At 67.8% G+C, this 23,044-nt stretch carries 28 protein-coding genes; 15 read left to right on the top strand and 13 right to left on the bottom strand.

Annotated elements, in window-relative coordinates:
- The first annotated feature begins 79 nt into the window (after positions 1-79).
- The 3 genes from OG394_RS25075 (at position 80) to OG394_RS25065 (ending at position 2,588) form a co-directional block, all read left to right on the top strand.
- Positions 80-895, top strand: a complete 816-nt coding sequence (locus tag OG394_RS25075; protein WP_328989507.1) for a glycerophosphodiester phosphodiesterase — start codon at positions 80-82, stop codon at positions 893-895.
- A 259-nt stretch (positions 896-1,154) separates the two neighbouring features.
- Positions 1,155-1,571, top strand: a complete 417-nt coding sequence (locus OG394_RS25070; protein WP_328989506.1) for an ATP-binding protein — start codon at positions 1,155-1,157, stop codon at positions 1,569-1,571.
- 51 nt (positions 1,572-1,622) lie between these two features.
- Positions 1,623-2,588 (top strand): DUF5926 family protein, encoded by a 966-nt coding sequence (locus OG394_RS25065; RefSeq protein WP_328989505.1) that lies wholly within the window; start codon positions 1,623-1,625, stop codon positions 2,586-2,588.
- 272 nt (positions 2,589-2,860) lie between these two features.
- Here OG394_RS25065 and OG394_RS25060 read toward each other — a convergent pair whose 3' ends face one another.
- Entirely contained in the window at positions 2,861-4,054 is a 1,194-nt protein-coding gene (locus OG394_RS25060; RefSeq protein WP_328989504.1) for an arginine deiminase, read from the bottom strand.
- Between the two features lie 419 nt (positions 4,055-4,473).
- Between OG394_RS25060 and OG394_RS25055 the strand changes: the two genes are divergently transcribed.
- From OG394_RS25055 to OG394_RS25045, 3 genes are read left to right on the top strand one after another with little or no spacing between them, the layout of a single operon-like run.
- A complete protein-coding gene (locus tag OG394_RS25055; RefSeq protein WP_328989503.1) occupies positions 4,474-5,178 on the top strand; it encodes a glycosyltransferase family 2 protein in 705 nt (234 codons plus the stop codon).
- The gene (mptB, locus tag OG394_RS25050) at positions 5,175-6,722 is read left to right on the top strand and encodes a polyprenol phosphomannose-dependent alpha 1,6 mannosyltransferase MptB (RefSeq protein ID WP_328989502.1); all 1,548 of its coding nucleotides are present in this window, start codon (positions 5,175-5,177) and stop codon (positions 6,720-6,722) included. The genes OG394_RS25055 and mptB overlap by 4 nt, the downstream gene beginning before the upstream one ends.
- The gene (locus OG394_RS25045) at positions 6,712-7,032 is read left to right on the top strand and encodes a cupin domain-containing protein (RefSeq protein ID WP_328989501.1); all 321 of its coding nucleotides are present in this window, start codon (positions 6,712-6,714) and stop codon (positions 7,030-7,032) included. The genes mptB and OG394_RS25045 overlap by 11 nt, the downstream gene beginning before the upstream one ends.
- On the opposite strand, the gene larC is transcribed toward OG394_RS25045, so the two are convergent.
- Positions 7,029-8,300: a nickel pincer cofactor biosynthesis protein LarC gene (gene larC, locus OG394_RS25040; protein WP_328989500.1), complete on the bottom strand. Its 1,272-nt coding sequence runs from the start codon at positions 8,298-8,300 to the stop codon at positions 7,029-7,031. The two genes, OG394_RS25045 and larC, sit on opposite strands and share 4 nt — an antisense overlap.
- Positions 8,297-9,010 carry a nickel pincer cofactor biosynthesis protein LarB gene (larB, locus tag OG394_RS25035; RefSeq protein WP_328989499.1) on the bottom strand — a complete coding sequence of 238 codons (714 nt, stop codon included), beginning with the start codon at positions 9,008-9,010 and terminating at the stop codon, positions 8,297-8,299. Before larB ends, larC begins: the two co-directional genes overlap by 4 nt.
- 109 nt (positions 9,011-9,119) lie before the next feature.
- Here larB and OG394_RS25030 point away from each other — a divergent pair, with 109 nt between their 5' ends.
- Both OG394_RS25030 and OG394_RS25025 read left to right on the top strand, forming a co-directional pair.
- Complete coding sequence (locus tag OG394_RS25030; protein ID WP_328989497.1) at positions 9,120-9,788, top strand: prephenate dehydratase; 669 nt, start codon at positions 9,120-9,122, stop codon at positions 9,786-9,788.
- Positions 9,789-9,790: 2 nt separating this feature from the next.
- Positions 9,791-10,333 carry a DUF4446 family protein gene (locus tag OG394_RS25025; RefSeq protein ID WP_328989496.1) on the top strand — a complete coding sequence of 181 codons (543 nt, stop codon included), beginning with the start codon at positions 9,791-9,793 and terminating at the stop codon, positions 10,331-10,333.
- Here the strand turns inward: OG394_RS25025 and OG394_RS25020 are convergent.
- Complete coding sequence (locus OG394_RS25020) at positions 10,326-11,909, bottom strand: diacylglycerol kinase family protein (RefSeq protein WP_328989495.1); 1,584 nt, start codon at positions 11,907-11,909, stop codon at positions 10,326-10,328. The genes OG394_RS25025 and OG394_RS25020 overlap by 8 nt on opposite strands.
- 103 nt (positions 11,910-12,012) lie before the next feature.
- Between OG394_RS25020 and OG394_RS25015 the strand changes: the two genes are divergently transcribed.
- On the top strand, positions 12,013-12,840 hold the full coding sequence (locus tag OG394_RS25015) for an HAD family hydrolase (RefSeq protein WP_328989494.1): 828 nt from the start codon (positions 12,013-12,015) through the stop codon (positions 12,838-12,840).
- 6 nt (positions 12,841-12,846) lie between these two features.
- Here OG394_RS25015 and OG394_RS25010 read toward each other — a convergent pair whose 3' ends face one another.
- Positions 12,847-13,398, bottom strand: a complete 552-nt coding sequence (locus OG394_RS25010) for a WhiB family transcriptional regulator (RefSeq protein ID WP_328989493.1) — start codon at positions 13,396-13,398, stop codon at positions 12,847-12,849.
- A 226-nt stretch (positions 13,399-13,624) separates the two neighbouring features.
- On the opposite strand from OG394_RS25010, the gene OG394_RS25005 reads away from it, so the two are divergent.
- Both OG394_RS25005 and OG394_RS25000 read left to right on the top strand, forming a co-directional pair.
- Positions 13,625-13,924, top strand: a complete 300-nt coding sequence (locus tag OG394_RS25005) for a hypothetical protein (protein ID WP_328989492.1) — start codon at positions 13,625-13,627, stop codon at positions 13,922-13,924.
- Between the two features lie 44 nt (positions 13,925-13,968).
- Positions 13,969-14,781 carry an HAD family hydrolase gene (locus tag OG394_RS25000; protein WP_328989491.1) on the top strand — a complete coding sequence of 271 codons (813 nt, stop codon included), beginning with the start codon at positions 13,969-13,971 and terminating at the stop codon, positions 14,779-14,781.
- An 8-nt stretch (positions 14,782-14,789) separates the two neighbouring features.
- On the opposite strand, the gene OG394_RS24995 is transcribed toward OG394_RS25000, so the two are convergent.
- On the bottom strand, positions 14,790-15,407 hold the full coding sequence (locus OG394_RS24995) for a bacterial proteasome activator family protein (RefSeq protein WP_328989490.1): 618 nt from the start codon (positions 15,405-15,407) through the stop codon (positions 14,790-14,792).
- 43 nt (positions 15,408-15,450) lie between these two features.
- Positions 15,451-15,984: a CGNR zinc finger domain-containing protein gene (locus tag OG394_RS24990; RefSeq protein WP_328989489.1), complete on the bottom strand. Its 534-nt coding sequence runs from the start codon at positions 15,982-15,984 to the stop codon at positions 15,451-15,453.
- Between the two features lie 25 nt (positions 15,985-16,009).
- On the opposite strand from OG394_RS24990, the gene OG394_RS24985 reads away from it, so the two are divergent.
- Complete coding sequence (locus OG394_RS24985) at positions 16,010-16,183, top strand: hypothetical protein (protein WP_328989488.1); 174 nt, start codon at positions 16,010-16,012, stop codon at positions 16,181-16,183.
- On the opposite strand, the gene OG394_RS24980 is transcribed toward OG394_RS24985, so the two are convergent.
- The 4 genes from OG394_RS24980 to OG394_RS24960 all read right to left on the bottom strand — a co-directional run bounded on the left by OG394_RS24980 (position 16,180) and on the right by OG394_RS24960 (position 18,981).
- Entirely contained in the window at positions 16,180-16,761 is a 582-nt protein-coding gene (locus OG394_RS24980) for a hypothetical protein (RefSeq protein WP_328989487.1), read from the bottom strand. The genes OG394_RS24985 and OG394_RS24980 overlap by 4 nt on opposite strands.
- A gap of 18 nt (positions 16,762-16,779) precedes the next feature.
- Positions 16,780-17,757, bottom strand: coding sequence for an ABC transporter ATP-binding protein (locus OG394_RS24970; RefSeq protein ID WP_442914224.1), 978 nt, complete (start codon positions 17,755-17,757; stop codon positions 16,780-16,782).
- A complete protein-coding gene (locus OG394_RS24965; RefSeq protein WP_328989486.1) occupies positions 17,754-18,338 on the bottom strand; it encodes a PadR family transcriptional regulator in 585 nt (194 codons plus the stop codon). The genes OG394_RS24970 and OG394_RS24965 overlap by 4 nt, the downstream gene beginning before the upstream one ends.
- A gap of 70 nt (positions 18,339-18,408) precedes the next feature.
- Positions 18,409-18,981 (bottom strand): TetR/AcrR family transcriptional regulator, encoded by a 573-nt coding sequence (locus OG394_RS24960; protein WP_328989485.1) that lies wholly within the window; start codon positions 18,979-18,981, stop codon positions 18,409-18,411.
- Between the two features lie 78 nt (positions 18,982-19,059).
- Between OG394_RS24960 and OG394_RS24955 the strand changes: the two genes are divergently transcribed.
- Positions 19,060-19,485, top strand: a complete 426-nt coding sequence (locus tag OG394_RS24955; protein WP_328989484.1) for a VOC family protein — start codon at positions 19,060-19,062, stop codon at positions 19,483-19,485.
- On the opposite strand, the gene OG394_RS24950 is transcribed toward OG394_RS24955, so the two are convergent.
- Together OG394_RS24950 and mobA are read right to left on the bottom strand one after the other, a co-directional pair.
- Positions 19,475-20,452: an NAD(P)H-quinone oxidoreductase gene (locus OG394_RS24950; protein ID WP_328989483.1), complete on the bottom strand. Its 978-nt coding sequence runs from the start codon at positions 20,450-20,452 to the stop codon at positions 19,475-19,477. The two genes, OG394_RS24955 and OG394_RS24950, sit on opposite strands and share 11 nt — an antisense overlap.
- A gap of 24 nt (positions 20,453-20,476) precedes the next feature.
- Positions 20,477-21,025: a molybdenum cofactor guanylyltransferase gene (mobA, locus tag OG394_RS24945; RefSeq protein WP_328989482.1), complete on the bottom strand. Its 549-nt coding sequence runs from the start codon at positions 21,023-21,025 to the stop codon at positions 20,477-20,479.
- Positions 21,026-21,182: 157 nt separating this feature from the next.
- Between mobA and OG394_RS24940 the strand changes: the two genes are divergently transcribed.
- Both OG394_RS24940 and cobC read left to right on the top strand, forming a co-directional pair.
- Positions 21,183-21,974, top strand: coding sequence for a carbon-nitrogen hydrolase family protein (locus OG394_RS24940; protein WP_328989481.1), 792 nt, complete (start codon positions 21,183-21,185; stop codon positions 21,972-21,974).
- Positions 21,974-22,996 carry an Rv2231c family pyridoxal phosphate-dependent protein CobC gene (gene cobC / locus OG394_RS24935; RefSeq protein ID WP_328996867.1) on the top strand — a complete coding sequence of 341 codons (1,023 nt, stop codon included), beginning with the start codon at positions 21,974-21,976 and terminating at the stop codon, positions 22,994-22,996. Before OG394_RS24940 ends, cobC begins: the two co-directional genes overlap by 1 nt.
- The last annotated feature ends 48 nt before the right edge of the window (positions 22,997-23,044 follow it).

The following is a 23,044-nucleotide window of genomic DNA, read 5'->3' as shown; positions in this document are numbered from 1 at the left end:
ACGGCCCCCAGGTTTTGCCCGGCGTGTCGAGGATCGGGCCGGAGGGCACTGGGGGCCGCCGTCATGCCAGAGTTATGCCATGGGTATTCGCCCGAGCGTTGTTGCTCACCGAGGCGCCAGTGAGATCAGTCCTGAGCACACGCTGGCCGCGTACCGCAAAGCGGTCGAGTTGGGCGCGGACGCACTGGAATGTGACATCCGGCTGACGGCCGACGGCCACCTGGTCTGCGTGCACGATCGCCGGATCGAGCGCACGTCGAACGGCAAGGGCGTGCTCTCCACGATGAACCTGGACGAACTGAACGAGTTCGACTGGGGCTCGTGGAAGCACCCCTGGGCCGAGCTCGATGACGAGGCCGAGCTGCCCGACCCCGACATGTCCCGGGTGCTCACGCTGGACCGGCTGCTCGCGATGGTGCGCGACAGCGGCCGCCCGATCGAGCTGGCGATCGAGACCAAGCACCCGACCCGGTATGCCGGTCTGGTCGAGCGCAAACTGATCGAGACGCTGGACCGTTTCGGCTGGGCGCATCCGAAACTCGGTTCGGAATCACCGGCCCGGGTGATGAGTTTCTCCTGGCTGTCGTTGCGCCGGATGCGCACGATGGCGCCGAGCCTGCGCACCGTCCTGCTGATGGAACGCATCCCGCTGCGGTTTCGCGACGGCTCGCTGCCGACCGGTGTCTCGCATGCCGGGCCGAGCCTGGAGCTGGTCGTCTCGCACCCCGAGTACGTCGCCCGCGCGCACGGTCACGGGCACCAGGTGCACGTCTGGACGGTGAATACCCCCGAAGACGTACGGCATTGTCATGAAATCGGTGTTGACGCGATCATCAGCGACCGTCCGGAGATGGCGGTCCAGACCGTCCGCGCGCTCAACGGCGTACCTCACTAGCTCGTCGTTCCGCCTGCTGGACCTGAGCCTGCGTCACCGGCGTAAGCGTTTTCACGCTGCAAAGTTGTCACGAAACGAATGCGCAGCGTAATTCGAGCGCTCAATTATCTGGGCATCTGTCTAAAGGTTCTGTTAAATCAGCGCATTGTCGGCAGAAATCATCACAGAATGTCAGTCAAACGTTTTCGCATGCCCCATCGTGGGAAGAAGTGCTACCGGAGCCATCCCGAAGTCCCTGCCTCGAAGAGGAGAACCCTGCGTGTCCTCCGTCGCTCTGCCTGCCGACGTCAGGTCGGTCGAGGTCGTGCTGCCGCACGACGTCTCGGCGGTCTCGGACGCACGCCGTGGACTGAACGATTACCTGCGCCGCTACGAGGTGCCGGTCGATCGCCGCGATGATGCGCGTCTGGTGCTGTCCGAGCTGCTGTCCAACGCCATTCGGTACGCGCCGCCGCTGTCCTCGGGTGATCTGCGGGTGAGCTGGTGGATCGATCCGCGCGGTATCCACATCGAGGTGACCGACGGCTGTGGCGAATCCGAGCCGCAGCACATCACCGGCGCCGACCCCGAAGCCCTCGGCGGCCGCGGCCTGGCCATCGTGACCGTGCTGACGTCCAGCTGGGGTGTCCGCCAGCGCGACGGCAGCCGCACCGTTTTCGCCGTCCTTCCGCACTGACGACCGTCGGCCGTTTGTTGTTAACGGTGGTCTAGCTGCAAGACTGCGGGGATGGGAAAGAAGTCGCGCCAGCGCGTTAAAACCTCGACCGTCACGCTCGACCCGGCCGACCTCGCCGATGTCGGGCCCCGGGAGCCCTGCCCGTGTGGCTCGGGCAAGCGCTTCAAGCAGTGCCATGGCAAGGAGCAGGCCCAGGCGGCGGACGTTTTTGTCGTCCGGCCGTTCGAAGGGCTGCCGTCGGAATGCGACCTGATCGCCTTCCGCGAGGTCGTCCCGGCCGCCACCGCCAAGGTCACGCTGACCGGTGAGCACGCCGACCGCCAGGTCACCCTCTGCACCTTGCTGCCGATGGCCATGCCCGGGCTGGTCCGCGACGACGGCTCGATCTGGATCGGGATGCAGGTGCACCACTCGACCGGTGACCCCAGCCGCGACCTCGGCCACGTGCTGACCGCCGCCCTGGCGACCGAGCCGGGCAACCCGGTGCAGACGCCGGACCTGCTCAAGGCCGGGCCGCGCTTGCAGGACCTGATCGACGTGAAGAAGCCGATCGAGATCACCGTGCACGACGGGTTCGACTTCTGGGTCGGCGAGAACGTGGAGGACCCGACCGGTGAGGTCGCCGCCGGGCTCGAGCGCGCGAACGCCGCCGCGGCCCCGACGGTTCGGCTCGAGAGCGTCGACGCGGCGTACTGGACGCAGATCGGCGATCGCTACTACCTGCGCTGGGTGATGCCGCACAGCGAGGACGTACTGCTCGACGCGCTGGCCCGGCTGCACGCGGCCGGTTCGTCCACGCTGGGTGACGGCACGCGTCTGATCGGGTCGTTCCGGGCGCTGGGTCTGCTCGCGCCGGTCTGGGAGCTGCCGGCTTCGTTGACGGCCGCTGATGTGGAGAAGCCGGCGGCGGAGTTCGCTGCGGCGCTGGAGAAGGCGCTCGCGGCCAAAACCGCGCTCACCGCCGAGGAGCGGGCGGCTCGGGCCGGCCTGGCGAACCGGCAGCTGACCATCCGGTAAGGCGTTTTCGCCTTGAGCATGACGAAGGGCCCGCGCTTGGGAGCGCGGGCCCTTGGTCTACGTGGACGGCCCAAGTCCTGCTGACGGGGGAGCAACAGGGCCTGGGCCTAGACACGTACAGTACTCAACTCGGCCGCTCGCAACAAGTCCCTCCGGCTCCGGAGTGTCATTTTCCTGAACCGGTTAGTCCGCTTCTGCTCAAGTGGTCAGTCCTGGGCTTTCCTTGAGCGCCTTTCGATCTGCTCTGTTGACTGCTCAGGGATGGGCCGCGGTCAGTGCAGCGGTTCGCGGGACACCGGGCAGGACATGCAGCGAGGGCCGCCACGACCCGAGCCGAGCTCCGAACCGGCGATCCGGATCACCTCGATACCGGCCTCCTCGAGGCGCGCGTTCGTCTCGACGGTCCGCTCGTACGCGATGCACACGCGCGGCGCCAGCGCCAAGGTGTTGTTGCCGTCATCCCACTGCTCGCGCTCGGCCGTGACCGGGTCGAGCCCGGTGTCGATCCGCCGCAACGTATCGATCCCGAGCGCCTTCGCGGCAGCCACCAGGAACGGCTCGGGCTCGGCGACATGCAACTGCTCGCCGTCGGCCGTGACCGCCAGCGCGCGCATCTCCTCGGCCATGTTCGGGTACATCAGCACGGCATCGACGTCCACCATCGTGCAGACGGTGTCGAGGTGCATGGTGGCTCGCTGTTGTGCGATCGGTACGGCGAGCACGGTGTGCGCGAGGTCTTTGGCGAACACCCGCCTGGCCAACCGCTCAACGCCAGCGGGCGTCGTACGCTCGCCAACTCCCACCGCGAGCACACCCGGACCGAGCGCGAGGACGTCGCCACCCTCGACGTGCTCGAGTTTGTGGTCGTAGATCCGCTCGACGCCCTTGAAGCGCGGGTGGAACGTGTAGATCAGCTCGGTCAGCTGGGTCTCGCGAGCGCGGGCCGGCATCGCCAGTGAAGTGACGGCGACCGAACTGCCGATCCAAACGCTCGAGTCCCTGGTGAACAACAGGTTCGGCAGTGGATCGATCAGGAAATCCTCGTGCGCAAGCAGGGATGTGACGAGTCCACCCGCATGTACCTCGTCGTTCCGCACGCCGGCCATTAGGGTCTCGGCCAATTCGGCTGGGTCTAGCGAACGGAGGTGCTGGCGCAAGTACTCCCGGAGGGTGTCGCCTAGGCGAAGGTCCTCGGTGGTGTCGTCGACGGCCTGCGCGCGAGCATCCGGATCGCCTAGCGCCTCGGTGAGCAACTGGCCCAGGTACAGCACCTCGACGTCCCGATCGCGAAGCGTCTGCGCGAACGCGTCGTGCTCGTCCTGCGCCCGCCCGACCCACGGAATCCCGTCGAACAGCAGCTTGTCGTTGTTCCGGGGAGTCAACCGCCGCAACTCGTTGCCCGGCCGATGCAGCACCACCGTACGAAGCGGTCCCACCTCGCTGTCGACCCCAAAAGTCCGACCCACGGCCCGTTCCTCTCCTAGACCCAACCCAACCAAGCTACGGCACCCAACGCCCCAACGGGCTCAACGCGGCATTTCCCCACCGCCGCCCTAGCGCCCACCTTCTGTCTGATTGTCCGACAATATACACGGGCCGGATCCGCTGTCGACCACTCGCGACAGAAAGGACGTACCGGGTGCGGTGTTGCGTCCACTCCAGACGACGCCTGGCTCAGCCAACCCGAAGCCGGAACAGCCTGAGGCAGGGATGTCGTTCGAAAGGAGGAAAACGGGGGAACGAAAGGACCGTAATCGGTATTCGGGGCGCGAAAAGAGGGTGATCGGCCGGTGAACAACTAGGCTGCGTTGCTGTGTCCGGTACCGAATCACGCCCCTCTGACCAGCCCTCGGAGTCTCGGGAATCAGCCGCGGCGGTCGCCTGCGTGATCCCGGCCAAGGATGAGGCGGAGCGGATCGCCGCGACGGTCGCGTCCGCCCGGCGGATCAACGGCGTCGACCTGGTCGTCGTGGTGGACGACGGCTCGTCGGACGACACCGCTGGAATCGCCGCCGAGGCGGGTGCCGTCGTGGTCCGCCACGAGACCAACCGGGGCAAGGCCGCCGCGATGGAAACCGGCGCGGGCACGGTCATCGAGCATGACGGAGACGTGCCGAGGCTCCTGCTGTTCCTGGACGCCGACCTCGGGGATACCGCCGTCGGCGCCGAGCCCTTGGTCGAGCCCGTGCGTTCGGGCGAGGCGGATATGGCCATCGGCACGTTGCCCGCGCAGGTCCGTCCCGATGGCAGCAAGGTCGGCGGACATGGGATCGTCGTGCGGCTGGCCCGGGCCGGGATCGAGCAGGCCACCGGTTGGACCGCTGCGCAGCCGCTTTCCGGACAGCGCTGCCTGACGCGGAAGGCGTTCCTGGCGGCCGTTCCGTTGGCCAGTGGTTTCGGGGTCGAGACGGCTCTGAGCATCGACCTCGGCCGGAAGGGCTTCCGCATCGTGGAGGTCCCCATCGACGTACGGCATCGTGCGACCGGGACAGACCTCAAGGGACAGTTGCACCGGGGGAAGCAGTTCCTGCACGTACGGCGAGCCTTGGCCGCGCGGAGGGCCTTACCGCCGCTGAAGGTGCTCCGATGAGTGCAGAGGTCACCACCTCCCCCAAACGCGCAAGGGCCAGACGTGACGGGCGACGGGCTATTGCCTGCTACCTGATCGCGACGGCCTTGATCGTGGCTACAGGACTTCTCGGCCCCTCTGTCGTCGTACTGACGCTCACTAACCGGCACGACTGGCTCCCGCCGTACTGGTTCGGCGAGAGCCCTAACGACTGGCTGGTCAGCGGTCTGATCTACGTCGCGCTGATCATCGCGGGATACGGCGTGTGGCTTGCCGTGCGGGCGTTGAAGAACGGCTGGGCGCCGCGGATCGACCGGCTGATCGCGCTCGGTATCGGCAGCACTGCCGCCGTCACGTTGGTGCCGCCGATGGCGTCGGGCGATGTGCTGATCTACGCGGCGTACGGGCGGATCATCTCGACCGGCGGCAATCCGTACCAGACCACGCCGGCCGACATCATGCGGCTCGGCTACGACCCGGTCATCATCGCGACCGAACGGCCTTGGCAGGGCGCGAAGAGCATCTACGGCCCGATCGCCACCTGGATCCAGTGGCTGTCGTCCGAGATCGGCGGCGACTCGGTCCACCTGACCGTGTGGATGCTGCAGATCTCGGTCGCGATCGGCCTCGTCGTCGGCGGTCTGCTGATGCTCAAGCTGATCGGCCCGGATCTCGAACGCCGCCGCCGGGTGCTGCTGCTCGGCCTGGCCAACCCGTTGCTGATCTGGACCGTCCTGGCCGGTGCGCACAACGAGTCGATCGCGGTGATGTTCGCCCTGATGGCCCTGGTGCTGCTCCGCCGGCACATCTTCCTCGCGGGCGTCATGCTCGGTATCGCGGGTTGTACCAAGCTGTCGATCGGGCTCATCGGTGTCGCGATGCTCTGGTCGCTGCGGGCCAATCACCGCAAGATGCTGCTGCTCTGCCTCGGCGCCGGTCTGACCATGATCGGGTTGTACTCGTTCGTCGGCCTGGAGGCTTTCCAGCAGGCGCGATCGCAGGGCTCGTTCATCTCGACCGGCACGCCGCACAAGGCGATCTTCAGCTTCTTCGACTTGTTCCTGCCGGGCGTGCTGGTCCGGACGATCATCGGTATCGCGTCCTGGGTCGGCCTGATCTTCGTGGCCATCCTGATCTCGCAGGTCTTCCCGAAGTCGATCGTGCCGAAGGCCCACGAGGAGGACACCACTCCCGACGCGATCCGCTACACGGCCATCTACGCGATCGCCTGGCTGCTCACGTCGATGTACACCCTGCCCTGGTACGACCTGACCGCCTGGGTCGCGCTGGCCTGCCTGGCCGCCTCCCGGCTGGACCAGCTGATGATCGTCCGTACGGCGTCTCTGGCCATCGCGTACGTGCCCGGCCGCGATCCCCGGGCCCGGCAACTCGTCGGCGAGCTGTCCGGGTCGCTGGAGTGGTTCAGCGCCCGCCTGCGGGACACGATCAGCCCGATCGTCGAGTTGAGCCTGCTGATCGCGTTGATCATCTGGGCCCGGAAGCGCAACGCCCAGTGGTGGCCGTACGACTGGCCCAAGCGAGAGAAGACCGTAGATGCGTCTTGAAGCGGCGGGCCAGTACACGGCACCGCAAGACGAGCCGAACCACTTCGTCGAGCACCTGCGCCGCGAGGCGCTCTCTGTCGGGACGTACTCGATCCCGGCGGGTGGTGTGGACGACCAGCAGCCCCACCGCGAGGACGAGATCTACGTGGTCACCGCCGGCCGGGGCCAGCTGGAGACCGACAAGGGTCGTACGCCGGTTGGGCCGGGGGATGTGCTCTTCGTGGCGGCAGAGGAGTTCCACCGCTTCGTAGACATCACCGAAGACCTTGCCCTGCTGGTCTTCTTCGCCCCGGCCTACTCCGGTCGTTAGTTAGCCCAGAGGTCCTGAGCGGCTGCAACGGCTTGAGCCATCACTACCTTGACCGGACGGCCTAAAGCGGCAGCAGCCGTCACCACGTCCTCGTACTCGGGCTGCACGTTGACCACGTCCCCGCCGTAGCTTGCGATCTTCACGCTGACCTTCTGCCCGTCCACGTCGACGCTGCTGAAGGCGCGATCGGCCGCGTGCTTGGTGACGGTCGACTCGCGCATCCCGATCGCCGACGTCTCGGCCAGGATCACCCGCCGTACGGCGTTCGCCCGCGCGCCGGTGACCAGCACCGACAAGGTGTGCGCGGGCCGGCCCTTCTTCATCAGGATCGGCGTCAACCAGGCGTCGGACGCGCCCGCCTCGAGCAGTTTGGCCAGCACCTGCGGCCAGATTCGCGGATCCAGGTCGTCCACATTCGTCTCGTAGACCAAGTCGTACGCGGGCTGGTCGGCCGTCTCACCGAGCACCACGCGGACCACGTTCGGCACCTCGACCGGATCGCGGCCGCCCGCGCCGACGCCCGTACGCTCGATCCGCATCGGCGGGATCGCCCCGAAGTCGTCGGCCAGCGTGCCGAGCAACGCGGCCCCCGTCGGCGTGGTCATCTCGTACGGCGCCGCGCCGCCGGTGACCGGTGCGCCTGCCTCCGCGAGCACGGCGAGTACGGCGGGACCGGGCACGGGAATGCCGCCATGTTGACCGCGGACCTGGCGCCCACCGCCGAGCGAGATGGTCGACACGACGATCCGCCCGAGGCCTAGCGAAACAGCGGCGGCAGCGACTCCGACGATGTCCGCGATCGCGTCGAGCGCACCGACCTCGTGGAAGTGCACCTCATCCGGCGTGACCCCGTGGGCCGTCGCCTCCGCCCGCGCCAACCGCCCGAAGGTGTCCAGGGCGCGATCCCGTACGGCCGGTTCCAGCCCGGCCGCCTCGATCAGCGCCTGCACTTCCGCCCACCGCCGCGTCGGCGCGTGCGCGTGCTCGGCCTCGTCATGCCCGTGTCCGTGCCCATGACCATGGCCGTGTTCCCCAGAGTCGACGAACTCCGCGGGCCCTTCCGGATGAGCGGCGCCGTCGACCCGCACAGTGGCCTTGGTCGCGGTGATCTGATGCCGACTGACCCGGTCAATCGAAACGCTCAAGCTCGGATCCACCGCGGCCACGGCAGCGTTCACCGCGGCCAAATCGGCGCCGGCGTCGAGGAAGGCCCCGAGCAGCATGTCCCCCGAGGCCCCGGCCGCGCAGTCGATCCACGCGATCCTCACTGATCACCACCGGACACGCGCGGCTCGGCGCGACGGGCCACCCGGGCCGCGAAGACGCCGGCGCCGAAGCCGTTGTCGATGTTGACCACCGTCACGCCCGGCGCGCACGAGTTCAGCATGGCGAGCAACGCCGCCACCCCACCGAACGAGGCGCCGTAACCCACCGAGGTCGGCACGGCCACCAGCGGCACGCCGACCAGCCCGCCCACCACACTCGGCAAGGCGCCTTCCATCCCGGCCGCGACCACCAGGCAGTCGGCCGCGTCGAGCCGATGGCGCACGCCCATCACCCGATGCAGGCCCGAGACCCCGACGTCCGTCACCAGGTCGACGCCGGCACCGAAGACCCGCGCGGTGGTGGCCGCCTCGGCCGCGACGGGCGCGTCCGACGTACCGGCGGAGATCACCGCGACAGTGCCACGCGGAGTCGGCAGCTCGCCCAGTACGGCGGTGCGGCCGACCGGGTCGACCACGGCGCCGGGGAGGGCCGTGAGGACGGCGGCCTGCGCCTCGGGGGAGAGACGGGTGGCCAGTACGGGGGCGTCCGGGTGGACCTCGTGGAGGGTCCGCAGCAGCTCGACGATCTGCTCCGGCGTCTTGCCGGCGCCGTACACGACTTCGGCGTCACCTGTCCGTGACAGCCGGTCAGTATCGAGTTTCGCGTAACCGAGGTCGTGCACGCCCGGTTGGAGTTCCTGGTCATGTGTCACGTCGTGAATCTACGCGGCGTCCGAGATTCACGAGAAAGGGAGGCGAGTAGAAGCAGTGATCCGCCTAGATACGTCCGCACCGACGCCGGTAGCCCCTAAGCTGGCCGACGTGCCCGGAGTTCCGCCAGCCCGCTATGCCTTTCCTGGTCCGCATGGATCGTCGATCGAGGCTGTCCTGCGTACGTTGCCGGCCGCCCGCTCTGCCGACTTGCAGGCTCAGCCGACTGCCCGAGCCGCTCTGGACGCCGTACGGACTGGCGAGGCGGATGGGGCGCTGCTGCTGATCGAGACGGTCGACGGCGGCTCAGACCCGGCCACGTTGGACGCCCTCTCGTATGGCGACGCTGTCGTCATCACGCGGGAGGTGCTCGGACCGAACGGCACCAGGTTCATCCTGGTCTCCCGGCCCGGCGTACCGCTGCCGCCGACAGGAGACGACAAGAGCACGCTTGTCGTCTTCGGCGTACAGGGACGGCCGGGAGCTCTCAGGGCCATCCTGGACGAGTTCGCGCTCCGCGGGGTGGACGTCACCCGGCTGGACTCGCGGCCAACAGGACAGGCTCTAGGCCGCTACTGGTTCTCGTTCGACGTTGAGGGACACGTGGCGGACGCAAGGCTCGGTGAGGCTCTCATGGGCCTGCGACGGCTTGGAGTGGATATGCGATTCCTAGGCTCGTACCCCCGGGACAAGCAGAGCCCCAGCGACGTACACCGTAGTGATGTTGATTTCCTTGATGCCGAGCGCTGGCTAGGCCGGCTCCGCGACGGACGGATCTGACGTTGTCCCCGACTCTTGCCGGCTTGATCGGCCTCATCGCCCTGCTCGTCGCCACCTTGGCCCTGGTCTTCGCGATCCAGGCCCTGAAGGCACTGCGCAATCCCACCGCCGTACCGGCCCGGCACAAACCGGCCGAACAGCTGCCGCAAGCGACCCATCGGCAAACCCCGGGCACGCACGTCAAGCCCGGCGCGGCCGCGCTCACCGAACCGGAGAGGGCGGCCAAACCGCTCACCGTCAAGGACGACCTGCGCCAGCTGCACAAGGAGGTGGACGCCCTCCGCGGCGAGCTCGGGCACGCCCTGCGCCACCTGGCCGTCGTCCGGTACGACGCCTTCGGGGACGTGGGCGGTCGCCTGTCCTGGTCGACGGCCCTGCTGGACGACCTCGGCAACGGCGTGGTCCTCACCTCGATCAACGGCCGCAGCGACGCCCGGTCGTACGCCAAGGACGTACGCGAATTCGTCAGCGAGTCCAAGCTGTCGCCGGAGGAGGCCGAGGCGATCGAGCAGCTCCGCCTCAAGGTCCAACCGGCTACTACTTAGGCACTCGCACGATCAGCACACCCGGCTCCACCTGGGCGGTGATGTTGCGGCCCGGGCCGATGCCGTCGCCGTCGAGCTGCCGCTGTACGTCGACCGCGGCGACGATCTCGACGTGCTCCGCGGTGAATCGCTCCAGGTAGAGGTCGCTCTTCTTCTGCCGGGCGACCACCCGCAGAATCAGCCGGGGCCACTGCGTCACCCGGCGCGGAGCGATCAGCACCACGTCGATCAGGCCGTCGTCGGGACGTGCGTCCGGCAGCAGCGGGATGTTGGCCTGCAGCATGCCGACGTTACCGACCACCACGGTCCGGACGCGGCGCTCGATCGGCGGCCGGTCGTCGAGCGTGATCCGGACCCGCACGGACGGGTGGTTGATGTTCTTCGCGGCCGAGACGAGGTACGCCGTCCAGCCGAGCTGCTTCTTCAGCTGGGGCGGTGCGTCCGAGATGATCGCGGCATCCAGCCCGAGCCCGGCCATCACCGCGAACCGGGTGGTGTCCAGCCCGTCGCCGAACACCTCGACGAGGTCGATCCGCCGGTCCCGCCCGTCCAGGACGGCCTCCAGCGCCTCGTCCAGGTCGAGCGGGATGCCGAGGTTGCGGGCCAGCAGATTTCCGGTACCGGCCGGGATCACGCCGACCGGAATACCCGTGCGGCCCATGTACGCGCAGACCACCCGGACCGTACCGTCGCCACCCGCGACCAGCACCAAGTCGACCTCTTCCTCGACCGCGCGCTTGGCCATCGCGTGGCCCGCGTCGTCCTCCGTGGTCTCGAGCCAGACCGGATCAGCGAAACCGCGGACCTCCAGCGCCTTCCGCACCAGCCGCTGGAAGGCCAGCCGGTCGCCGACCTTGATCGGATTCACGATCACGGCCGCGCGCGGGGCGTCCTCCGTACTCTCCTCATCCGTCACCTTGCGTCGTCGCCTCCTCGGACGTGGCCGAAGCCCGAACGCTACCGAGGTGGTGGTCAGGATCGCCAGCCCCAGCGCCCAGCCACCGAGCACGTCAGACAGGTAGTGGACGTTGAGCAGGATCCTGTCCGCGGAGGCGAGCAGGACCACGGCGACGGCCGGCAACAGCACGAGTAGCCGGAACCGGCGCCGCCAGCCACGAACGGACGGCAGTACGACGCCGAGGGCGCCGGCCATCACGAAGGCCGCGGCCGCATGACCGGACACATAGGACAGGCTGTCGATCTCGACCAGGTGCGGTACCGGGCGCTCGCGGCCGAAGATGTGCTTGACCGCCTGGACCAGCCCGAGCTCGGCGCCGACGGAGATCAGCAGCCAGATCGTCAGGGCCCGCGCGCGGTGCCGCCACAGGTAGGCCGCGACGATGATGACCACAGCGCGTGACGTCCACGGCAGCACGATCGCGCCGAGCACCTGCCAGTAATCGACCCAGCTCGGATGCGCGATGCCCAGGTCGTACGCCCAGGCGGCGATCGACAGGTCCCAGCGGCGCAGCGGCGGCCATTCGAGGAAGACCAGCAGGGTGAGGAGGGTGAACGGCAACAGGCCCGTAGCGACCGAGAACACCCGGCCGAGATGCGTGGGTCTGTGGTTGTTCATCGATCCCCTCGATCGGTCGCCGGGTCATTGAGACCGCAGGCTGTTACCAGCCCATCATCTCGAAGTCGCTTCCACAGGCTGACACGCCCGATAGGCTCGACGTGTGACCGATGCCGCTGACAGCCCGATCCCACCCGATTCCGGACCCGCGGCAGGCTGGCGGCCCAAAGCCGTCGCCCTCGATATCGACGGCACCCTGATGGACTTCAACGAGCGGATCACCGACACGCTGCGTGATGCCGTCACCCGGACCGCGCGGCAGGTGCCGATCATCCTGGCCACCGGCCGGTCCTGGCACATGACCGAAACGGTGGCGCTCGAGCTCGGCCTCACCGAGGGGTTTGTTGTCTGTAGCAACGGTGCCCGCACGTTGCGTTATCCGTCGGGCGAGTTGCTGGACGAGCGGACCTTCGACCCCACCAGGGTGATCGCGTCGGTCCGGCAGCATGCCCCCACCGCGCTGATGGCGGTGGAAGAGCGGACGGCCGGTTATCGCGTGACCGGGCATTTCCCGCACGGCGACCTCGGTGGCGAGATCCGGGTGGTGAACGACGAACAGCTCGCGCCGGAACCCGTGACCCGCTTGATCATCCGCGACCCGGAGCAGTCCGAGGCGGACTTCGTTCAACTGGCCGAGCGGCTCGGTCTACATGGCGTCAGTTACGCCGTCGGCTGGACTGCCTGGCTGGACATCGCGCCCGAGGGGGTCGACAAGAGTGTCGGCCTGAAGGTGGCGCTGGCCGAGCTCGGCCTGGAGGCCGGTGACCTGCTCGCGATGGGCGATGGCCGCAACGACATCGAGATGCTGCAGTTCGCCGGGCTCGGAGTCGCGATGGGCTCCGCTCCCGACGAGGTCAAGCAGGCGGCCGATGAGACCACCAAATCGATTCAGGATGACGGCGCGGCCGCCATCCTGAATCGTTATTTCTAAGGCGTTCTAGGCGACGCGGGTGCTGCTGGCGGCCGGCTGGCGGGGCTGGTCGACAACTGCGTCGAAGGCGTCGAGAACGGCGGCGACCTCCGGCCGGCGCCGCGGCGCCTTGCTGGCCGGGCTCTGACCGCGACGGGCGCGGCGCAGATGGCGCTTGACGGTGGACAGCGAGCAACCGAGCCGCATGGCCAGCGATTCCAGGCTGTCGTTCGGGTACTGCGCGCGGAGTCGCAGCACTTCCTCGTGGCTGACCGGGCGGCGGGTGCCACGCGCACCGGCCAACTGGTCGAAGTCGTCGGCCTGCACTTCGACATCGAGCAGGTTGCGCATCGAACGACGTTGCGCGGCGGTGGTGCCGGCCACGAAGCCGCTGATGTCGTGCTCGGCGACGGCGTTGTACAGGCAGTCCGTGAGCAGCGGGCAGGATGCGCAAAGCGTCTTGGCTTCGCGGACGAGCTGTTCGTAACGCTCACGGGTCCGGCGGGCCGCCGATGCGGGAGGTGGTTCCTCCATCAGGCGGTGCTGGAAAATATCGGCGCGTGCACTGCAGGCGGTCATGGCCCCTTCCATAACGGAAGATGTGTCGACAGCTGCATGGGAGTCCCTGCTCCCCTGCCCGGCTAGGTTGGTGCTGTTGACAGTCATCGTTGCTCCCCAAGTTCCTGGACTTGTGTGAACGGACGGTGAATGAGCCCGAGCACCAGGTCCACTGGCTGATGGATCGACGACCTGTTGCCGACCCATCCTGTCGTCCCCCCTCCGGGGACACAGCGATCCATTTCTGTTGACGTCAGTCGATGCAGTTTGGTTGCACAGAAATCCAGATCGTTTCCCGACGGTGTTTATTGCTTGCGGGTCCGCACCAGATCTTCCGATCCAGAACAGCTGGTACGACGCGGTCGATACCGCGCTGGTTCCGCGCTGGCCAACGCATGAAATCACGGCCAAACCACTCGGCGCATGGGAACTTGTTGCCTTTGCAGCATCCTGCCGTAACGGTCTGGTGACGTTGTTCAAAACTCAACAATTAGGCGTAGAAACCGATATCTGGACACCCAAAAGCCTTACTTGTCAAGGTATTTAGTCCTGGTTGCAGGTTGCTGCAGGACGTCCAGATACGGTGAGCGTGTGCCTGACATCGCAGCAGTTCGTAGACCCCGCCTGGTCGCCTCCGATCTGGACGGCACGCTGGTCCGGAGCGACCAGTCCGTCGCTCCACGGACGAAGGCGGCGGTGCTGGCGGCACAAGAGGCAGGCGCCATCTTCGTCATGGTGACCGCCCGGCCGCCGCGCTGGATGCACGACCTCGCGGACCTCGTCGGCGCGCACGGCGTCGCGATCGTTGCCAACGGCGCCCTTCTGTACGACGTACAGAAGCGGGCCGTTTTGCGAACCAGGCTTATCGATCCGACCGTCGCACTCGATGTCGCCCAGGCGATCCGGGCCGGGATTCCCGACGTCCAGTTCGCGATCGAGCGGGCGGACTTATACGGGCAGGAGCCGCAGTACTACAACCGATGGCCTATTCCGGACAACACCTTGATCGCGGACCTGACCGAGCTGTTAGCTGAGCCGATGGCCAAACTGCTCGTCCGCCATCCGAGCTGGCACTCCGACGAGCTCCTGGTCGAGGTGGAGAAACTCACCGGCGGTCGCGTCACCGCGAGCCATTCCGGCGGGACCTCGCTGGTGGAGATCTCCGCGACCGGGGTTTCGAAGGCGTCGATGCTGGCCGATTTCGCCGCGGAACAAGGGATTTCGGCCGCCGAGTGCATCGCGTTCGGCGATTCCCTCAACGATCTGCCGATGCTCGCCTGGGCCGGTACGTCGTACGGCGTGGCGAACGCCCACCAGGCCGTGCTCGACCGGGTGGACGTCGTCTGTCCCTCGAATGACGACGACGGAGTGGCCGTCGTACTCGAAAAACTCTTCTCTGCTTGACGTCTTCTTTACAAATACATGCCGCTGCTGCCAGGGCCATCGGTCTGGCCCGGCTGCTGCGGCCCGGTTTGACCGGGGAACGGCTGCTGGCCGTCCTCATGCGTCGGCAGCACGCCCGGCGGTAGCGCGCGGCGCATCGACTCGAGCTGCTGGCGAGCCGCCATCTGCTGGGCGAACAAGGCCGTCTGGATGCCGTGGAACAGCCCTTCCAGCCAGCCGACCAGCTGGGCCTGCGCGATCCGCAGCTCGGCGTCGGTGGGCGTGCCGTCTTCGGTGAACGGCAGGCTGAGACGGTCGAGCTCCTCGACGAGCTCTGGCGCGAGGCCGGACTCGAGCTCCTTGATCGAGGCGGCGTGGATCGACTTCAGCCGCTGGCGCGAGGCCTCGTCGAGCGGTGCCGACTTCACCTCTTCCAGCAGCTGCCGGATCATGTTGCCGATCCGCATCACCTTGGCCGGCTGCTCGACCAGTTCGGTCACGGAGCGTGGCTCTTCGGAGTCGTCCTCGTCCTGGCGCGGCGGACCCTCGACGGCCATACCGTCCGGGCCGACGATCAGGAACTTGCCGTCCTCGGTTTGCGCTCCGGCCATCACCGGGCCCTGGTTCTCGTTCTCCGCCTCGCTCATAACGCCATCCTAGTGGCGGCCTGAGGCCGTCCTGGTTTGACCATCAGGGCTTCGCGCGGGAGCGGTGGCGGCGGACGGCGTCGCGGTTGGCGCAGGCGGGGCTGCAATAGCGCTGGCGGCCGGCCCGGGACATGTCGGCGTACACGTTCTCGCAGTCGTTGGTCGCGCATCGGCCGAGCCGGGTCATGCCGCGGCCGGCGAGGTGCAGCGCGCTGCCGGTGCTGATCAGGGTCGCGACCAGCCGGCCGACACCGACGGCGTCCGGGCGGTAGTGGATGTGCCAGCCATCGCCCGCGTGGTTCGTCAGCCGGGGATGCTCGGTGTACTTGGCGAGCATCGCGTTCACCAGCTCGACCCGGGTCGCGGGGTCCGGGCAGTCCACCACCTCGATCCACTCCGCCAGTACGGTCTTGATCTGTTCGAAGTCGTCGTCGGTGATCTGACGGTCCAGCACCAGCCGGCTCTCGACGCCACTGACGATGCAGATATCGCACAGTTCGTCGGCCGTGCTGAAGCCGCGATTGGCCAGATTGACCGCGAGCAGAACCGCGTCGGCGCCGTAAGGGTTGAGATGCACAATGCCATTACATCACGATGGACCCATGACCTCCGAAAATCAGCAGCACCGGCACCGCTGGATCGCCAGCTCGTCCCATCGAGTCAGCGAGGGGCTGGTCGTCTACCAGCGCTGCGACTGCGGCGAATGGCGCGTCACCAGCACCCCGGTTCACCCCGTGGTCCATCCCGAGATCGCCCGGATCCGTAAGTCCGCTTAGTTTTGCTCTTCCTTGACCGGATCTTCCTTGCCTTCCTCGGCGCGATCCCGTGCCTCGGAATCCCTTTGTTTCTGGCCTTCCCGCAGTTGTTTCAGTTCGCGACGACTCTGTCGGCCGAGGGCGAGCAACGCGAAGATGCCGAGGGCAACGATCGTCGCGATGATCGCACCGATCAGGCTGGCGCCACGGAAGGCGGGCGCGGTGACGTCGAGAATGCGCTCGCCCGCGTGTGCCGCCTTACCCCGGCCGAGCACGATGCCCAGGGTCATCAGGTTGGGCGTGGCCAGGGCCGCGGCGACGGTCAGGAAGATGACGCGGGTGGTCCACTCGACCCGGCGCAACGCCTGCCGCGCGATCACCAGTGGTACGAACGTGAAGACGATCCCGTAGAACAGACCCCACGCCGTACCGGCGCCGAAACGGCCGTCGACGAGATCGCCGACGCGTTGCGCCCACCAACGCGGCAGGAACGTCACGGCGACCACATACGCGAGGACCAGCAGTACGACGATTACCAGTCCAACGATCAGCCGTGACTTCCACGAGCGGCCGGCGGCAACGGGAGTCTCCTTCGACATAAGCCGAGCATGGCACGCCTATTCGGCTCTGCGCAGCATTGGAAGCCGTGAACGCGTCATGAGCCAGGCAAGTCCCGCAGCGAACAGCGGCACCAGTACGACGATCCCGAGCAACTGCAACCACGGCACGGCGAAGTACGGCGACCTGGTGAGCGTGCGAGTCGTGTAGCCAAGGAGCGCGCCAACCCCGACACCGAGCAGGCAGCCGATCTGACCGAGTAGCCAGGCTTGTGCGGCTGCGAAGTACCTACGGCGTCTCGGCTGGGCGCCAACGGCTGCAAGGGTTGCGAGGAGCGAATCCGCGCTGGGTAAGGGGCCGGACTGGCCGACGAGCACACCGTCGCGTAGGTAGACGACCCGGTCGGCCCAGGCCGCGTGACGGGCCTCGTGCGTGACCAGGACGACCGCGATTCCCTTGCTGTCACAGCGATCCCGGAGCAACTGCAGCACGGTCTCACCGGTTTCGGAGTCGAGCGCGCCGGTCGGTTCGTCGGCCAGCAACAGTTTGCGCTCACCGACGATGGCGCGGGCGATCGCGATCCGCTGCCGCTGGCCGCCGGACATCTCCTCGGGGAACCGCTCGGCCAGTTCGGCGATATCGACCTCGGCCAGCGCGCGCTCAGCCTGCTTACGCGCTTGGCGGGCGCGGACGCCGTCGAGTTCCAGGGGGAGAGCGACGTTCTCGACCGCGGTCAGGGCCGGGATCAGGTTGAAATCCTGGAAGACGACGCCGATCCGCCGTCGCCGCATGGCCGCCAACTCGGCCGCCGCGAGCGTCACCAGGTCGGTGCCCTCGACCAGGATCTCGCCACTGGTCGGCCGGTCGAGACCACCCGCGCACGTGAGCAGCGTCGACTTGCCGGAGCCCGAAGGCCCCATCACCGCGACCAGCTCACCCGCCGCGACGGCCAGATCCACGTTGTTCAACGCATGTACGGCGGTTGGGCCTTCGCCGTGTACCCGCGTCAAGGCCCGAACATCCAGCACCACGCTCATCGCCGTACCTGATCAGTCTTTTCAACGTGGTCAGCGGGGTCGGCGGTGGGGGTGGTGGCGGTGTGGCCGGATCGGCGGTGGCGCGACATCATCGCCTCGCAATGGTCGAGCCAGCGGATCTCGGCCTCGGCGGCGAAGATCATCGATTCCACCACCAGCTGCCAGGACCACTCGTCGGGCTTGGCCGAACGCTTCAGCCGGGTGAGTTCCTGCAGCGACGTCATCGTGGCAGCGCGCTGGTGCTGCACCACGGCCGCGACGTCGATCCCCGGTACGGTGAGCGCCAGCGCCAGCTTGATCGCCAGCTCATCGCGCGGCCGGTCCTCCCGCGCCACCGGCGTATCGAACCAGCCGGCCACCTCGGTCCGCCCGGCCTCGGTGATCTCGTACCGAACCTTGCCGTCCGCCTCGCCCGCGGGCCGCACCAGCCCATCGCGCTCCAGCCGGGTGAGCGTCGTATAGACCTGCCCGATATTCAACGGCCAGGTCGACCCGGTCGCCGCCTCGAACTCCCCGCGCAACTGATACCCGTACTTCGGCTCAGACCTCAACAACGCCAGCAGCCCAAATTTGATCGACATATACCGAGTATGCATACTCGGTATCCCCACCGTCAATGCCGTACGCCGGTGTCGACCATGCGACGAGTGGTCAGGGTTGCTGGAGGAGGCGGTGGACTAGTTGGGCGGTGGTGGTGTCGACGTCGTAGCGGCGGCCGGTGCCGGGGGTGAGTTGGTCGAGCATCAGGCCGTCGATCGCGAAGTGCAGTAGGCGGACCTCGTCGACGCCGCCGGGTAGGCCCGCCTGGACGTGGAACGAGACGTCGAGGTCGAAGTTGCGCTCAAGGGTCCGGTTGAGCACGTCGTTCAGCCCGGGTCGTCGGGTCGCTTCCAGGCGCAGTTCGAACAGCGCGAGGGTGAGCGACGGCTGGGCCAGCAGGCGCTCGACGATGTAGCGGACGTAGTCGACCACCAGGTCGACCGACGGCTTGCGCTCGGCCAGTGGCGCGAGCACGGTCTCGTCCGGCGCGAGTCGCTCGAAGATGCGCTCGCCGAGTGCGCCGAGCAGGTCGTCGCGGCTGCGGAAGTAGTTGGAGGTCGTGCCGGCCGGTACGGCGGCCGCGGCGTCGACCGCGCGATGGGTCAGACCGCGCGCGCCGGCCGCGGCGAGCACGGTCAGTCCTGCGTCGGCCAGCTGATTCCTGCGTTCCGGATTCCGGGGCATGGTTGACAAGGTAGCAGCTCATCCACTACAAATGTCGTCGTCAACCACGACACCTGTAGTTCTACACAAGGAGCTCTATTGCAGCCCGCAGCATTCGGCGCCACCGTGGTCACCTCCAAGCCCGCCGAGGTCGCCGCGTTCTACCAGCAGTACTTCGATCTCGAGATCACCATCGACCTGGGCTGGTTCATCTGCTTGCGCCGCGGCGACGCGTCCTGGGAGATCGCCATCTCCGAGCGCGGGCACGTCTCCGTCCCGGCCGCGGTCTCGGCCGTGACCGAGTCGTCCAACCTCTTCGGCTTCGTCGTCGATGACGTGGACGCGACGGCGAAGGCGCTCACCGATGGCGGTGTCGAGCTCACCACCGAGCCGGTCGACGAGGTGTGGGGCCAGCGGCACTTCTACGTCTGCGACCCCGAAGGCACCCACCTCGACGTGATCCAGCTGATCGCGCCCGACCCGGAGTGGCTGGCGGCGATGACCGCGGCTTCTACTACGGAGTGAGCAAGACCTTGCCGACGTGCGACGACTGCTCGAGGATCTCGTGAGCGGTCCGCACGTCGGCCAACGGCAGCACCTGGTGCACGATCGGTTGCACCTTCTTCGCCTCGACCAGCGGCCAGACATGGCCGGCCACCTCGGCGACGATCTCGCCCTTGTCCTGGACCGACCGGCTGCGCAGGGCCGTCGCGATCACCGATCCGCGACGGCTCAGCAGCCGGCCGAGGTCCAGCGTGCCCTTGGTGCCACCCTGCATGCCGATCACCACCAGGCGTCCGCCGTAGGCCAGTGACTTCACGTTGTCCTCGAGGTACTTCGCGCCGATGATGTCGAGGATGACGTCCGCGCCGGCCTTACCGGTCGCCTCCCGTACGACGTTCGCCCACTCCGCCTCGCGGTAGTTGATCGCCACGTCGGCGCCCAGGCGCGTACAGACCTCCATCTTGTCCTTCGTACCGACCGTGCAGAGCACCCGAACGCCATGCGCGACGGCGAGCTGGATGGCCATCGTGCCGATCCCTGAGCTGCCGCCGTGCACGAGCAGCGTCTCGCCGGGTTTGAGATGTGCCGTCATGAAGAGGTTCGACCAGACCGTCGCGGTCGCCTCCGGCAGGGCCGCCGCGCTGACCAGGTCGACCCCGTCCGGGATCGGCATCAGCTGGACGGCAGGCACGACCACCTTCTCGGCATAGCCGCCACCGGCCAGCAAGGCGCAGCACTCGTCGCCGACCTGCCAGTCCGTGACCTCCGCGCCGACGGCCGAGATCACGCCGGAGCACTCCATCCCGATCGTCTGCGGCGCACCCGGCGGCGGTGGGTAGAACCCCTGCCGCTGCAGCAGATCCGCCCGGTTCACCCCGGCGGCCGCCACGTCGATGACGACTTCGTCCACCGCCGGTAGCGGGGCCGGGATCTCGCCGATGGACATGACCTCGACGCCACCGGCGCCCTCACACACGACAGATCGCATACTGTCCACAGTACGGCGTGCTGGTCAGACCTGGTCGTCCAAGTCGGCCCACGTGTCGACGTCATCCCCGGCGCGGACGGGTTCCGACCACCCGAGCGCCAGCCCGGCGAACAGCTGCCGCACGGCCTTGTCCCGCGAATCGCCGAGCCGGTCGAGGGCGTCCACCAATGCCGTACGTCGATAAGCGGCCGCCAACCGCTGCTCCCGCCCAGAGCTGTCCCGCAACCCGAACCCGTCGAGGCCGTCGCGGAGACTCGTGACGAGGCGGTCGACGTGATGCGCCTCGAGCCAAGGCAGATCGCACGACACGACCACCACGATCGGCGCCTGCCCGAGGGGAACGGCCGCCGCGATCCCGGCGACGGGACCACCCAGCGGCGGGTCCTCGGTCGTCCACGCCACGGGCCGGACGGTCGGCCGCTCGGGCCCGACCACCACGGTGTGCTCGGCACTGGCGGTCGCGGTGAGCACGCGGTCGAGCAGGGTCACGCCCTCCAGCACCAGCCGGGCCTTGTCAGCCCCACCAAACCGGCTCGACCGCCCACCGGCCAGCACCACCGTGTCAAACCGCATACCCGCGATCTTCTCCCATTTCTCGGTCGCTTCCTGCCGTTCTGTGCCGCGAGTGGTCAAATCCTGTCCACGCGACGATTCGGTAGGAGCCAACCGGTTGGACAGGATTTGACCACTCGCGGCACAGAACTTGAGGCAGGTGGGGCACGATGGGGGCGTGAAGATCGCCGTGGTGCAGACCTCCAGTGGCCAGGACAAGAGCGCGAATATCGCAACCGTGCGGCACTGGATCGCGGCCGCCGCGGCGAAGGGTCCCGAGCTGGTCGTGCTGCCAGAGGCCGTGATGGCCGACTTCGCGGTGGAAGGCGGCTCGGTCGGCGCGTTGGCCGAACCGCTCGACGGCCCGTTCGTCACCGCCTTGAAGGAGGCCGCGCGCGAGCACGGCACGGCGATCATTGCCGGCATGTTCGAGACGAGCTGCGACGCGGCTCGCCCGCACAACACGCTGCTGGCCATCGGTGCCAACGGCAAGCTCCTCGGTGCGTACCGCAAGATCCACCTGTACGACGCGTTCGGCTACAAGGAGTCCGACCAGCTGACGCCGGGCGATGTCGAGCCGGTCGTGGTGGAGGTCGCCGGTCGCCGGTTCGGCCTGATGACGTGTTACGACCTTCGCTTCCCCGAGTTGTCCCGGGCCCTGGTCGATGCCGGCGCCGAGGTCCTCGTCGTACCGGCCGCCTGGGTGCGCGGCCCGCTCAAGGAGAAGCACTGGGAGACCCTGCTCACCGCACGCGCGATCGAGAACACCTGCTACGTCGCGGCCGCCGCGCAGAATGGCCGGAAGTACTCGGGCCTCAGCCAGGTCATCGACCCGCAGGGCGTGACGATCGCGGCCGTCGGTGAGGACGACGGGTTCGCCGTCGCCACCATCGACGCGGACCGGCTGAGCGAGATTCGCAAGCGCAATCCCTCGCTGCTGAACCGCCGCTTCACGGTGGTCGCCCGGTGATGGACTTCGACCTCAACCATCACGGCGATGTCGAGGTGGGCGAAGGACTGGTTGACCTCGCAGTCAACGTCCGAACCGGTACGCCGCCGCAGTGGTTGCTCGACGCGGTCACGGCCAGCCTGACCGACCTGGCCGCCTATCCCCGACAAGACGCGGCCATGGCGGCTGTAGCGGCTCGCCACGGTCTGAGCCCGGACAAGCTGCTGCTGACGGCCGGAGCGGCTGAGGCGTTCGTACTGATCGCGAGAGCCTTCCAACCGCGCCGGGCCGTAGTAGTTCATCCACAATTCACTGAGCCCGAGGCGGCTCTGAGGTCTGCGGGCCACTCTGTCGATCGGGTGATCCTGACAGCGGAGAAGGGTTTCCGGCTGGACCCGGCCGTCGTACCGGACGACGCGGACCTCGTGGTGATCGGCAACCCCACCAATCCGACGTCCGTCCTGCATGCGGCGGCGGACCTTCGGGCGCTCGCGAAGCCGGGCCGGGTGCTAGTGGTCGACGAGGCTTTCATGGACGCTGTACCGGGTGAACCGGAGTCCGTGCTGGGGGCGGAAATCCCCGGTCTGGTGGTGATCCGGAGCCTGACGAAAACGTGGGGATTGGCAGGTTTACGCGTCGGGTACCTGGTCGCCGAGCCCGGTCTGGTCGCTCGCCTCGCGGCGGTGCAACCGCACTGGCCGGTCTCGACCCCGGCGCTGGCCGCGGCGATTGCCTGTAGCAACGAGCAGGCGATGATCGCGGCGGCCGCGGCGGCCCAGGAGCTGGACCGGCAGCGGGCACATCTCGTCGCCGGGCTGGCCGAGGTGGACGGAGTGTCGACCTATGGCGTGGCGCGTGGGCCTTTCCTGTTGTTGCGGCTGGACGGAGCCGCGGCAGTGCGAACGGCCTTACGGGACGGGGGCTTCGCGGTTCGCCGCGGGGACACCTTTCCCGGCCTCGGGCCGGACTGGCTGCGAATCGCGGTCCGGCCGGAGGCCACCACCGACCTGTTCGTCAAGACATTGCGGGACATCCTCGGCTGATCCGCCACCAGGCCGTTGGTCGGTCGCAGCCTTCGGCGCCGGACCGAA

Source organism: Kribbella sp. NBC_01245 (genome assembly GCF_036226525.1).
Classification (GTDB): domain Bacteria; phylum Actinomycetota; class Actinomycetes; order Propionibacteriales; family Kribbellaceae; genus Kribbella.
The sequence above is the reverse complement of the archived record's forward strand: the minus strand, read 5'-3'. Positions and strand labels throughout refer to the sequence as shown.